This is a genomic window from Bradyrhizobium sp. NAS80.1 (assembly GCF_001908205.1).
GTDB lineage: Bacteria > Pseudomonadota > Alphaproteobacteria > Rhizobiales > Xanthobacteraceae > Bradyrhizobium.
Genome location: NZ_LGHL01000145.1, coordinates 1 through 13,528 on the forward strand (window position 1 = coordinate 1; position 13,528 = coordinate 13,528).

Consider the following 13,528-nt stretch of genomic DNA (forward strand, 5'->3'; position numbering starts at 1 on the left):
CCGCTCCATCGTCCACACCACACCGTGGCCTGCAGCCCAGCTCGTATCAGGAGCTTCCGGCAACGCCCGCTACCCCGAGCGCGGGAGCGTGGGATTGGTTTAGGGAGCAGATGCAAGAACCAGCTCCATCACCGTCCACACCACACCCTGACCCGCAGCCGGGCTCGTTTCAGGAGCTTCCGGCAACGCCGGCTACCCCGAGTGCGGGAACGTGGGATCGGTTTAGGGAAGTGATGGAAGAACCCGCTCCATCGTCCACACCACACCGTGGCCTGCAGCCCAGCTCGTATCAGGAGCTTCCGGCAACGCCAGCCACCCCGAGCGCGGGAGCGTGGGATTGGTTTAGGGAGACGATGCAAGAACCCACTCCATCATCGTCAACGCCACATGGTGCCCGGCAGCCGGGCTCGTTTCAGGAGCTTCCGGCAGCGCCGGCTACCCCGAGCACGGGAGCTTGGGAGCAGATGCAAGAACCCGTTCCGCCGTCGTCCACGCCGTATCGTGGCTCGCGGCCCAGCTATTGGGACTGGCTTAGGGAACAGGAGCAACAACCCGAGCCATCGTCGTCTGCCAGGGCTGCGCCGTCAAACATCTACGGCGGCCTTGAGCCAGTGCGTCATCCGAATGCGCCCACAGTGTCTGAGTTGCGTGAGTATGCGCGCTCTGCGCCGGCGCGTGCTATCGCCAGACCACAGTCGTTCATCGGGTCATCAGTGCTCCCTCAGGAGATACCGGAAATCGGATATATGGTCGACAACTGGCGCCATCGTTCCCAACCTGCCTCGGACGCCCTGATCGACATACTCGGTAACGTCGGTCTCTTGCCGAATCAGTTCGGCCCAGCACTGTTCACCATCGAGAGTCAGCTTTATTCGGCTACGTTGGGGCGGGGAGGACGCAGGGACGTTCAACTCATCCATCATCCGCGGGCTAGCCAGATGAGTGAAGTCCGGCTATCCCGTCAGCCGCTCCACGAGCCTGCGTCATCGTCGTCAGCCAGCGCTCCCTCAGACGTTTATGGCAGTGTTGAATCATTGGTTGATCTCAATCCAATCACACGGTCCGAGTTGCGTGGCCATGCTCAGGCGGTGCGGGGCGCCGGCTCGTCGTCCCCCGGATCATCAGGGGCCTTTCGCCGCCGAGCGGAGTTACCGGATATCGGACCTTTTCTCGGCGATAGTTGGAGCCACAGCCGCTGGGACAATCAAGGCCAGGGCCGAGAGGTCTCGCACAGCGGCATGATGTACATACTGAAAACGTGGAACCTACTTCCGACCCCGCAAAACCGGCGCATACAGTTCACCATAAGCGGTGAGCTCTACACGGCCGAGTTGAGGAGCAGGCAAAGTAACGCGATCTTGGGATCCGGCCACGTCGTTTATCTCATCTATCACCCTCAACATGACTGAAGAACGCGCTTGGGCTGGGGGTCCCTCGGCTCACGTCATGCCAGTCGGAGTTCTTCGTTGTCGATGCGCCCAACATCCCATGGCAGCGAAACTGCGAATTCCGACGAACTCGCGCGTGTGTACCGACGCGCTGCGGCCTGCGTGTCAATCGGCGTTGGAATGAGACCCCTCGTATTGCCCCATCTGCGAATGTTACCCTGATGGTGTCATTGCCGATGGCGATCCGATGTGGAGTGATTGACCGCGTCAAGTGGGCCTGCCGGCTTGCTCGACGAGGGGGGCTGTGGGCGGGTCGGGCCCCTTCATAGCCCGAGCCGTCCACAACCCCGGGCAATGGGGCAGCGGTCGTGGCGTCCGCAAACGGCTCCTCCGCGAGCAACTGCTCGGCCGTCTTCCGTCTAAGTGCCCTCAGCTGGCGCTGCACGATCGAATGCTGCCTCGTCCCGAACTTCTCTGGGTATTTCTCGCTCAGTCGGCCGACGATTGCGAGCGCGGTCAGCTGCGGCTGCTCTGACAGCCAGCCTTCGATCGTGGCCATATGTGGGTCGAGCTTGGACGGCATACGAACCCTGGTCTTATAGGGCCGACGAGTTCGCCGGTGCGTGGTGCGTGGCACGCGGCTCGCCGGCCGTCACCGTCCTGCCGAGCGTCTTCGCGAACGTCGCCGCGGTCGCTGGCATGGTGCTAAGTCTGCGTTTTCGTGGTTCGAATCATATCAGGCGAATTCCGCGAGCTTGTAGGACCAGGTGTGGATGACTGGATACCGATTGATGTCGTCGATGCCCGCCATGATGCGCTCCTTGAGTTCGTATTTTGAGGTCACTCGGATGTGGCGCAGGACGGAGCGGGCGGATTTGGAGAAGAAGCCCTCGATGAGGTTGAGCCAGGAGCCGTCCTTGGGCGTGAACGTGAACTCGAAGCGGCCTGCCGGTTGGGTATCGAGCCAGGCTCTGGTTTCTTTCGAGATGTGTGCGGAATGATTGTCGAGGATCAACTTGATCGCGGTGCCGGCCGGATAGGCGGCATCGATCAGTTTGAGGAATTCGATGAACTCGCGGCCGCGGTGACGTCTTTGACGCAAGCGTGCTTGCCGGTCAGCAGATCAATTCCGGCCAATCCGGCGCGGAGGATGAAACAGCAGCGGCAATGGTGATTAACTTAATGAGAAGGCCCAGTTCAAATTGACAAATGGATGCACGCCCCAAAATGAGTTTGGCGATCTCGGTCCGGTTGGCAGAAGTTTGCTTATTTATTTAGAGGCAGCGCAAGGACAGCTTCATCAAAAAGTCGCCCCAGCCTCGAGAACTGTTCCGGATAGTAGATGTTGCTGTATTCCTGTGCGAGACGGCTCGCGTCACCCCCTACGATCGCCGTACCGGTCCGCTCGTCGCGTTCCGGGCACATGCCGAGCTCCGCCGCTATCAGTTGGTTCGTAAGTTCATTGGGAGCTGGGTTGCGTCAAGTGCGCTCTCGTCTTCGCAGATAAGTCTCGCAACCTCTTCGATTTGTAGCTCGATTCGCTGTTTAAGGTATTCAGCACACGAATTGCAGCGGTGAGAGTGCGAAGCACCTACAGGAAGCGGTGTGGGTGTCTTGCTATCGTGATCAACCTTAGTGTGCAGATAAAATCGGATTAAGTGGTTGCGCGCAAGACTTCATCACCTGATATGCTTGGTTCAGTCGCTCCGCTGCACTCGAACTCCTGGCTCCGTACACGGTCATACTCATGGCTGCCTCATGCATCGTTCTGATACACGAATCTTCTTTATTGCGACGCGCTGAGATCCAGCGCGCGCGAGGTTGCCGCCTGACAAGACCGTGCTGACAACCGTTGGAAAGGCCTTTCCCGTCATCACCTGACGATAATGGCAGAGTACGAACTAGGCCGCCCGGAGCAACTGCGCTCAGGGGGCGACGATTAATTCCTAATGACGTGCTATATCCTCCAACTCGAGCGGTGCTTTGACTTAGCAGCGTTCATTAAGATTGGTAAAAGACTGTTGTGATGGAATCCATCCACCCGATGGATAGAAAAGAGCGGAATATGAGGACTATGTTGATGCCGCGCTGCGACGCGCAATTTGATCGCGGTCTCGTCGAAACGACCGCTGGCGAGCGAGAAGATGCCAAATGGTCGGCTTGCTCCTGGGTGCCGGCCCTCGTGTAACGATGCGAGGCAAGTGAAGCAACGGAAATGATCGCCCGTGACGGATTCGTACTTGAGTCTCGAGGAAGCGGAACTGCGCGATTGAGCCGGAATTGAGCTTGACGCTCCGCGGACCGGTCCCGGACTACAATGTGCAGCGGCTGATTCAACTACTCACCACATCCTGTGTGTAAAGCAAAACACAAGTCTTCCCACCCCCGCCGCATGCTTGAAACCGACAGCCCGCTTTGCGTCGATATGCTGCGCGACCTCCAATAGCCTGAACTACACTTCCTGAGCGCGTTTTTTAACGTGGCGCGCAAGAGGTCAATGTCGATTGGCATTGTCCGGTGTACGACAGTGTTGGACATTCGACATAGCTGGTTTGGCAGTCCCCTTTGTATCTACAAACGTTTCTGCTCTGGCACGAAGAATGCTTTGGGTTATGCGCAAACGCGTCGGACTTGGCGCGCAAAGAGCTCTCGATTGAATTATCGGAGAGCCCAGAGCAACCGAGAGACGAGATTGATCATGAGGGTATTCCTCATCCCCAACAAACCGCAATGGAGCTTTTGACGGGCCATGCCGAACCAGCAACTGACGAACTATGTCGATGACGAGGCCGGGGCAAAATACGAGCTGCCCTGTCGTGATTTCTTCCTGGAGATTTGGGTTCGTGTGTCTGCAAGGACGATGTGCTCATACCGATCCGCGGCTTGCCTCCTTGCCGCGCTGCTTTCGACGACTGCCCTCTCGGCCGGCGCGGCCCTCGCCCAGACCACGGTGACATCGGCTCCGCCCGCCAGCTTCACGCTCGGCAACGGCATGCAGGTCGTGGTGATCCCGGACCACCGCACCCCCGTGGTGACGGAGATGATCTGGTACAAGATCGGCTCGGGCGACGAGACGCCGGGCAAGTCCGGCCTCGCGCACTTCCTCGAACACCTGATGTTCAAGGGCACCGAGAAGCATCCGGTCGGCGAATTCTCGCAGACCGTGCTCCGCGTCGGCGGCAACGAGAACGCCTCGACCTCGGTCGACTACACCAACTACTACCAGCGTGTGCCGCGCGAGCAGTTGCCGACCATGATGGAGTTTGAGGCCGACCGCATGACCGGCCTGGTCCTCAAAGACGAGAACGTGCTGCCCGAGCGCGACGTCGTGCTCGAAGAGTACAACATGCGGGTCGCCAACAATCCGGACGCGCGGCTCGACGAGCAGATCATGGCCGCGCTCTATCTCAATCATCCCTACGGCCGGCCGGTGATCGGCTGGCACCAGGAAATCGAGAAGCTCGATCGCGAGGATGCGCTGGCCTTCTACCGTCGCTTCTACGCGCCGAACAATGCGATCCTGGTGATCGCCGGCGACGTCGAAGCTGCCGACATCCGCCCGCTGGTCGAGCGGAATTTCGGCTCCATCCCGGCTCAATCAGCGATCCCGGCGCGCCGCATCCGCCCGCAGGAGCCGGAGCCGGCGGCGCCGCGCACGGTCACGCTGGCCGACCCGCGCGTCGAGCAGCCGAGCCTGCGCCGCTATTATCTCGTGCCTTCGGCGACGACCGCCGCGGCCGGTGAAAGCGCGGCCCTCGACGTGCTGGCGCGGCTGATGGGCAGCGGCAGCAACTCCTATCTCTACCGCGCGCTCGTGGTCGACAAGCCGCTCGCGGTCTCCGCCAGCGCCAGCTATTCGAGCACCTGGCTCGACCCGACCCAGTTCGCGATCTCGGCTTCGCCCAAACCCGGCGTCAGCTTTACCGAGGTCGAGCAGGTGGTCGACGGCGTCATTGCCGACCTCACGCAGAACCCGATCCGCGCCGAAGACCTCGAGCGGGTCAAGACGCAGCTCATTGCAGAGGCGATCTACGCCCAGGACAACCAGGCGGCGCTGGCGAGCTGGTATGGCAGTGCCCTGAGCACGGGTCTGTCGGTCGAGGACATCAGGAGCCGGCCGGATCGCATCAGCGCGGTCACCGCCGAGCAGGTTCGCACCGTCGCACAGAAACGGCTCGAGAAGAAGCGCTCGGTGACGGGCTATCTGATCAAGGACACTGCTACCGCCAAGCGCAAGGAGAAGCGTTCGTGACCCATCCTCTTCCTTTCCCGCGCGCGCGTCACTTCGCGCTGTCCTTCGTCACTGGCGCTGCGCTTGCGCTCGCCACGGTCTCGCCGTCACAGGCGGCCGCCAAAATCCAGCACCTGACCTCGCCGGGCGGCATCGAAGCCTGGTTCGTACAGGATGCGACCGTGCCGCTGATCGCCATGGAATATTCCTTTGGCGGCGGCTCGGCGCAGGATCCCAAGGACAAGTCCGGCGTCGCCAATCTGGTCGGCGACCTCCTTGACGAAGGCTCCGGCGATCTCGACTCCAAGACCTTCCATGAGCGGCTCGACCGCCGCGCCATCGAGCTCTCCTTCAGCGCCAGCCGCGATACGTTCCGCGGCAGCCTGCGCATGCTGCGCGACAACAAGGACGAGGCCTTCGACCTGCTCCGAAGCGCGCTGACCTCGCCGCATTTCGATACCGCCGACGTCGAGCGCATCCGCGCGCAGGTGATCTCGGGCCTGCGCCGCGAGACCACCAATCCGTCGTCCCTGGCGAGCCGCAAATTCCTTGAGGTCGCGTTCGGCGACCATCCCTATGGCCGGCAGACCAAGGGCACGCTGGACAGCGTGCCGACCATCACCGTCGCCGACATGAAGGATTATGTCGGCCGCGTGCTGGCCAAGGACACGCTGAAGATCGCGGTGGTCGGCGATGTCGATCCGGCCACGCTCGGCAAGCTGCTCGACCACACTTTTGGTAGCCTGCCCGCAAAAGCCAATCTGACGCCGGTCGCCGACGTCGAGGCGGCAAAACCGCCGCAGCGCGCCTTCGTGCCGCTCGACGTGCCGCAGACCGTGATCACCTTCGGCGGGCCCGGCGTGAAGCGCAGCGATCCGAACTTCATGGCGGCCTATGTCGTCAACCACATCCTGGGCGGCGGCGGATTGTCCTCGCGGCTCTATCGCGAGGTCCGCGAGAAGCGTGGGCTTGCTTATTCGGTGTTCGAGTCGCTGCTCTGGATGGAGCATTCGGCGATCTTCATCGGCAACACCGGCACCCGCGCCGACCGCGCCGGCGACACCATCGACGCCCTAGAGAAGGAAGTGCGCCGCATCGCCGAGGAGGGACCGACGCAGAAAGAACTCGACGAAGCCAAGTCGTACCTCAAGGGCTCGCAGATGCTGCTGGCGCTGGATACCTCCTCGAAGTTCGCGCAGGCGCTGCTGCAATACCAGCAGGACAAGCTGCCGATCGACTATATCGAGAAGCGCAACGCCATCGTCGATGCGGTGACACTGGATGACGCCAAGGCGGTCGCCAAGCGCCTGTGGGGCCAGGGGCTGTTGACCGTCATCGTCGGCCGCGCGCCCCATACGCCAGCGCAGCCCGCGCCGAAGCTGAAATGATTCGGCGGTGGCTTCATTATCATGGCCGGGCTTGTCCCGGCCGCCATCGACGTCTTTCATAACAGCCCGCGCTGTTGATGTGGATGCCTGGCGATCCAGCTCGCGCCGAACGCTGGTGCCACCATCCTGCGGGTGTCACGCGACGCTACCACGCTTCCATCGAGCGCGCTTTTGCCGCTGCAATACTTAAGCTAGGTGTCGTAATGTCGCGAATTGTTGATTCAGGGCATTAGCGACAGTTGAGCTTTTAGAGCACGATGTTTTTTATACTGAAACATTCCCTGAATTTTTTAGGTAGTTGGCGCACTCCTCCTTGGAGAAGAGGTCAAGGAGTTCGCCGACCTTGCGCCAAGTCGCTTCGACATCTCGTGTCTGCGCGGCTCGCATCAGGTGTTTGAGCTTGGCGAAGACCTGCTCGATCGGGTTGAGGTCGGGACTGTCGGGCGGCAGGAAGAGCCGATGCGCTCCCGTGGCGCGGATGGCGCTCCTCGCCGCCTTGCCCTTGTGACTGCCGAGATTGTCGAGGATGACGAGTTCACCCTTTGCGAGGGTTGGCGCCAATACCTAAGAGTGAAGAGCTCGCCATTGATGGGGCCGTCGATGACCCATGGCACGCTGATCCGGTCATGGCGCAGCGCCGCGATGAAGGTCATGGTCGAAAGGTGCAGACGCCTGGAGACGTTGCCCGTCGGTCCCCAGCCTCGCAGCGGCGCCATGTTGGTTTTGATCCAGATCTCGTCGATAAAGACCAGGCGCGAAGCGTCGATCCTGCCCTGATCGGTCTTCCAGCGCGTCCGCTTACGCGCGATGTCGGGACGGTCTAGTTCGGCCGGCAGGATCGTTTATTTTGAAGCTTAGCCCTTCGGCGTGAAGGAACGTCCACACCGCCCGTACGTCTGTGTTGATCCCGCGCGCAGCCAGTTCCTGCGTGAGCTTCCCGCAAAGTGAATGGGCCGGAGCGAATGCGCTTGCGCGGCCAGTCGGCATTGGAGCCGGACAGAACCGGCTTCTTGTGACCGCCGATCTTGCCGGGAGGAACGCTCCCGGTCTCCCGCCGCAGATTCTTCCACTTCGTCACACAGGAAGGACTGATCTGAAGCGCTTCTGCAATGGAACGAACGGTCTCTCTCGCGTCAGCTCGCGCAAGAGCGCGTTCGCGAATGTCTTCCGAATAGGGCCGCATCATCCATGCTGGCCTCCGTTCTCCAGCATGGAGCTTGAATCAGAAATCCTCGCCGAAGGGAATTTGGAGGGGTTCTGTGAGGTCGCGCTCACGCGAGGGCGCGGCAAGCGCTTCTACCGCGACCTCATTGAAGCCGGATTGAACGAAGGCGCGTGAGAATATGCACGGTGGTGCGGCTATGGGGATAGTTTGAGATCGCGGGTTGCTATCGGCAGACTGCGGAGCTGTCGCGGCGACGTTTTGGTTATACAATGGCGGAAACTTGAGACAGAGAGCATTTTACAGACGGTCGCGATCGATGGCCCGCTGCATCGAATAGTTTCCGGCGGGCTGTTTGGCCGCGCGGATTCGGCAGCGTCTGCGATGATCGAGACGATGGGATCATAATAACGAATGACGATCTTCGCGCACGGCATAAATTGGCTCACGATGTGTCGCACCGGAACGATCGGGTTGGAGCGCCGGAACGACTGGAGCTGTGTCGAAAGCGCACGTTGATGCGCATGACGCCACCACAATCAGGACAGGTGGGAGCCTTGGCCCACGTCAGAGAAGCTCCGCGCCAAGTGAAAGAGCGGCCTCATCAGGCCGCCCGCCGCTGACGCCCGTCTGGTCGGCTCCTCCCACCTCCCGTCAGCGGCGGATCCAACCAACATCATGAACCCGAGGGTGGAGGCGGTTCTTCATGACGTAAAGGCGGCAGTTCCGGATGGCGTTTGACACCGGGTGCAGGAAAGCGCCTGTGAGGGCAAGCCAAATGGCCGAGCTACCGACCAGCACCCCACCGGCGCAACTGGATGCCATTAGACCTGTCAGCCCATCTGACTTCCATCTATCTGCTGGCGTCAGCTTATGGACAGCTAAGTTGTCTACAGGCGGGATAAGGTCAAACGACCCGAAGACAATGCAACACTTATGATCCAAAGGAGCGCTGTCGCCATGTACGGTCGAATTAACGATTGGTCCGATATTCCGTCGGATGAAACCTACTATCGAGGAGCTAACGCTGAACACGCGGATGCCGAAGGCCAAGGCTTCGCGGATGCGTTCGCTAGGATGCGATTGCAGGATTCGGCTGGCTGCTCATCTTCGCGGCCGCATTATTCCCTCGTTTCAAGACCTCCTGTGGTCGAGATCGACAGAGCTACTTTCAGGAGAGAGGTGAGGAACTTTCATGGCGACGAAATCAACCGAATCGCCAACAATCCACACGAGTACTCTGCGTTTGTATCCGAAAGAGCTAAGCGCACAGCAGGAGTTGCCAAGGAGTACGGCATCAGAAGAGATTCCGAAGAGGCCAGATATTACAGCTACCAATTAGGAAATATGAGCGTCGGCCTCCAAAGAACGGAGGGCGGGTTCAGCATGACTGATTTCGAAAGCGATAGATGGCGAGAACAGTTCCCTGGACGAAGTGAAGTCACCTCAATTGTCGATTTCCAGGTTGCTCATCCCCTTGTCACGAACGCTGGCGATATTCTGCTCGAGCATCAACTTCGGCAAGACGGCGAACGGCCCTTGGTGAACTGGCGTCCTGCTAATGCAGAAGCGAAAGCCCGCGCACAGACAATGGGGTTCGTTGAAGTGGATGAGGACGACATGGTGCTCGATCCCACCCAGTCCGGAAAGTGGGAGATAAACAGCGCCGGTGAATGGCAGCGTGCAACTAGTTCTCGGCGTTATCTCTCCAAAGCGGACAGTGATACTGAAGTTACAGCAGGTTCCGACGAGGACGGTGACTTTATGTAACGCGGATCTGCAAGCATTCATGTTGCGGCAGGCGGTGGAGCAACGTAAGCTGACATCGTCGGCTTATGTAGAGGCTTGGGCCGAGCGAAACCGACCACTTCGACGGGATGAGGTGTCCTGTAACAACGGCACCGCGGCGCTTGTGAGAGTTGCGCGGCAATGAATAGCTCAACAAAAGCCTCGGCTTCGAGCCGGGGCTTTTCTCCGTTTTGATGTCAACCATCTGAGCGCTATAAGTGTCTTCGGCCGCTTCGATCGAAGACGCCAAATCTAAAGAGATGTCGAGAGATCTGTGTGGGGAAGTAGGGCTAAGATCAACATCGTTTGTCGGCAGTGGAGGCGTCTTAAGGTGGAAGGCGACCCCAGATGCCGGCCGGCACCATCGCGGAATTTGTCCATTGCGGTCTCGCGGCTGAGGCTTTCGCTCCGTTTGGCCAGGTGTGTCTACGGCCTCCCGGCCGAGTCGCTTGAGTAAGGTGTTGAGCAGGCACTTCTCCTCTCCAAATCGACCGAGTGCAATGTTCTCGGTTGCAGTCGGTAAATCGTCCTTGATCTATTCTCATACGACGGCCTTGGCCGGTGCGACATGCAATGCAAATTGCTCGCGCTCGCGCCCAATGTTTCTTCGGCGTAGCTGTAGAGAAACGCAGCAAGTGCGCTGCCATCGCACCCACCAGGTCGCCGGAAGGCAGACATGAGTGTCAAAGCCAGCACGCCCGAATCCAAGCGCCGGAGATGATCAAGCATTTGCAGACTGGATCGCGACCAGCCCGTTGGCCAGTAGAGGACCACGCAATGAGGGCTGAGCCGTGATCGACCTGCCAAACAGCGCAGTAAATGTGTCGTTAGCGAACAACGGCGCTAACGCGATTGCACCATGGATGGGCCGGCTGAAGTAGCTCTAGGCCTCGCGCTTGCGGTTTGGCCTTCTCTTCAAGTGCGATCGAGAGCTTGAGGTTGTTGCGCAGCATCGAATTATCAGTCGCCGTTGTGAGAGCTTGCCGATATAGCGCTTGCGCTTCATCGTGACGGACTTCGTTGTCGAGAACAACGCCCTTCGTGTTCAATACGCGTAGGTCTCCCGGGACTGCAATCAAGACGCTGTCAAGCAGCTCAAGCGCCTCATCCGGGCAGTTGCGCGCAAGCAGGGCCCGCGCAAGAGGGATTGCCGCATTTACGTTGCCGGGTCGTTGCTTGAGTGCTTCGCGCAAAGTCTGCTCGTCAGCATCCGGACGGAGGACGTATGCAATGCGCTCGCGCATAGCAGGATCGACGTCCCTAGCGCCTAACGACTCTGGTGTGGCCGTCTGCTCAAGTCCCGGCTTATCCCAACTGGCGCAACCACCTAGCAGCAGAATGGCGAGCATAGCGAGAAGGCCAGAGCAAGTTCGGACCGAAGGAGCACAACCGGCGCTCGGTATTTGGCTCATATGAGTTCATATTATTGCCCCAGGCTTAATTGCTGTCCTTTTGGTCGGCTGCGGCGATTGAGTCACGACGCTCTGCTGAAGGAGCCTTGCCCGTCCCGGCCGCGAGCTTGACGGATCCAATCGGCTGGACCGTGAAATCCGAGGCGAGATCCTGATAGGACAGAACCGGCAGATCGATGCCGTTGCGGATGAGAAAACCACGGACGAAACGCCGGATATCCATTGAACCCAGAATGACGGGCTGGCTCTGACCGCGTGCGATGCTCGAATGAATCTGCCGAAATTGTGAAAGCAGCATCTCGCTCTCGCGGTCCGCAAAAACGAGGTAGGGACCAACTGCGGTGTCGCGCACCGCACCGCGTACGATATCCTCGGTTTCGCGCTCTATTATAAAGGCAGCCACAACGCGGTGGGCGTTGGCATAGCGATGACAGATCTGGCGCTTCAGACCGGAGCGAACATATTCGGTGAGCAGGACAACATTTTGTTCGCGCTCGCTCCATTCTGCCAGCGCCTCCAGGACTAAGCGAGTGTTGCGAATGGGGATGCCCTCATCCAGTAAGCGGCGCAGGACATCCGCAATCCGGGGCACCGGTGTCGTGCGCAGCACCTCCTTCACCAGATCGGCATATTCCAGCTCCATCCGGCCCAGCAATTGTCGGGTCTCCTGAATGCCCACCAGGCGCTGTGCATAGCGTCTCAATGTCGACTGCACGCGCAAGGCGATGACTTCGCTCGCACGGTGATGCCCTATGCCGGCTGCATTAAGAGACGGCGCATGACCTTTTTCGACCCAGATCCGATTTGTCTCTAAGTCTTGGCGAAAGGGGATGCCGCTCAATTCAATGTTCGCCACGTCGTCGTTGAGCATGAGTTGCATCGGGTCAACAAAATCCCGTCCGACGGGCACTCCCTCAACATCTACCCTGAATTCCGATTCAGCTAAGTGGTGGTCGGCTTGGGCCGGAATGCGTGGAATTGTGATACCAAGATCAGATGAGACCAGTGCCGAAACCCGTCCGATGGACTGCTCGAGTTCGTCTTTGTCGACTCCATGTGTCAGGTTTGGTGCGAGGAATACCGTGATCGGAAGTGCTTCTGCAGGCACGGTTTGACTCTGAGCCTGTGATGGAGCTGGAGGCGAACCGGTGCTACTGGCCCCTGCCTTGGCAGCGGTCTCGCCGGCGTGCACACCAGCCTTGACAAAGCTTGCTGCGCCGAAGAGTGCGGCAAGCATGATGAACGGAGGCAAAGGGAAGCCCGGAACGAGCCCCATCGCAATTAAGACGCCGGCGGCCAACCGTAGCGCTTGTGTGCTGGCCGTCAGTTGGCTGACGATATCGGCACCAAGCTTCAGCCTGGAAGGGCCATTGACACGGGTGACAATGGTTGCTGCTGTAATCGACAGCAGTAGAGCCGGAATCTGCGAAATTAGTGCGTCACCTATGGTCAGGATGGTATATTGGTGGAGCGCCTCCTCAAGGGGCATGCTCTTGGAGAGCAAGCCGATTGTGATGCCGCCCAGCATATTAATGCCGATGACTATGAGCCCGGCGATGGCGTCGCCTTTCACGAATTTCATAGCGCCGTCCATGGCACCGTGAAGTTGGCTTTCTTGCTCCAGTGCGGCCCGCCGACGACGAGCTTCGTGCTGATCGATGTGCCCGTTGCGCAGCTCCGCGTCGATCGCCATCTGTTTGCCCGGCAGTGCGTCAAGCGTGAAGCGAGCCGACACTTCTGCGACCCGTTCGGCGCCCTTGGCGAGAACCATGAACTGAACCATGGTCACAATTAGGAATATGACGAGTCCGACAGCGATATTGCCTGATATGACGAAATCGCCAAACGTGTGGATGATGCTGCCGGCATCACCCTCAGAGAGAATCAACCGCGTCGTTGCGACGGTAAGAGCCAGACGAAAGACGGTGGAGATAAGGATGACGCCCGGCAACGACGAAAAGTCAAGTGGCGTCTTCAGATGCAGGGCTACCATCAGCAGCAGTACGGCAAAACCGAGGTTGAACCCGATCAACATGTCGATCACTACGATCGGGATCGGCATGATCATCATTCCGATCGCCAGAAGAAGCATCAACGCGACCATCAAATCTGGGTTAGTCGGTGCGCGCTCGATGAGACGACGTAGGATGTTTTCCATG

General features: G+C 59.5%; 7 protein-coding genes and 1 pseudogene. 3 read left to right on the forward strand and 5 right to left on the reverse strand.

All coding sequences use genetic code 11. The annotated features are described in order from the left end of the window. Positions 1–1,383: 1,383 nt before the first annotated feature. Together AC629_RS50740 and AC629_RS30145 are read right to left on the reverse strand one after the other, a co-directional pair. Complete coding sequence (locus AC629_RS50740) at positions 1,384–1,971, reverse strand: hypothetical protein (protein WP_502693063.1); 588 nt, start codon at positions 1,969–1,971, stop codon at positions 1,384–1,386. Positions 1,972–2,124: 153 nt separating this feature from the next. Then, positions 2,125–2,490, reverse strand: coding sequence for a transposase (locus tag AC629_RS30145; RefSeq protein WP_210419124.1), 366 nt, complete (start codon positions 2,488–2,490; stop codon positions 2,125–2,127). A 1,758-nt stretch (positions 2,491–4,248) separates the two neighbouring features. Here AC629_RS30145 and AC629_RS30150 point away from each other — a divergent pair. Continuing rightward, positions 4,249–5,640: a M16 family metallopeptidase gene (locus AC629_RS30150; protein ID WP_084808497.1), complete on the forward strand. Its 1,392-nt coding sequence runs from the start codon at positions 4,249–4,251 to the stop codon at positions 5,638–5,640. After that, entirely contained in the window at positions 5,637–7,007 is a 1,371-nt protein-coding gene (locus AC629_RS30155) for a M16 family metallopeptidase (RefSeq protein WP_084808485.1), read from the forward strand. Before AC629_RS30150 ends, AC629_RS30155 begins: the two co-directional genes overlap by 4 nt. Positions 7,008–7,271: 264 nt before the next feature. On the opposite strand, the pseudogene AC629_RS30160 reads toward AC629_RS30155, so the two are convergent. Beyond that, positions 7,272–8,193, reverse strand: a pseudogene (locus AC629_RS30160) (IS630 family transposase). 936 nt (positions 8,194–9,129) lie between these two features. Between AC629_RS30160 and AC629_RS30165 the strand changes: the two are divergent. After that, entirely contained in the window at positions 9,130–9,939 is an 810-nt protein-coding gene (locus tag AC629_RS30165) for an effector protein NopP (RefSeq protein ID WP_283848205.1), read from the forward strand. A gap of 845 nt (positions 9,940–10,784) precedes the next feature. On the opposite strand, the gene AC629_RS30170 is transcribed toward AC629_RS30165, so the two are convergent. After that, positions 10,785–11,201 (reverse strand): tetratricopeptide repeat protein, encoded by a 417-nt coding sequence (locus AC629_RS30170; protein ID WP_245332041.1) that lies wholly within the window; start codon positions 11,199–11,201, stop codon positions 10,785–10,787. A gap of 193 nt (positions 11,202–11,394) precedes the next feature. Next, positions 11,395–13,527, reverse strand: a complete 2,133-nt coding sequence (sctV, locus tag AC629_RS30175) for a type III secretion system export apparatus subunit SctV (protein WP_084808487.1) — start codon at positions 13,525–13,527, stop codon at positions 11,395–11,397. Between the last annotated feature and the right edge of the window lies 1 nt (position 13,528).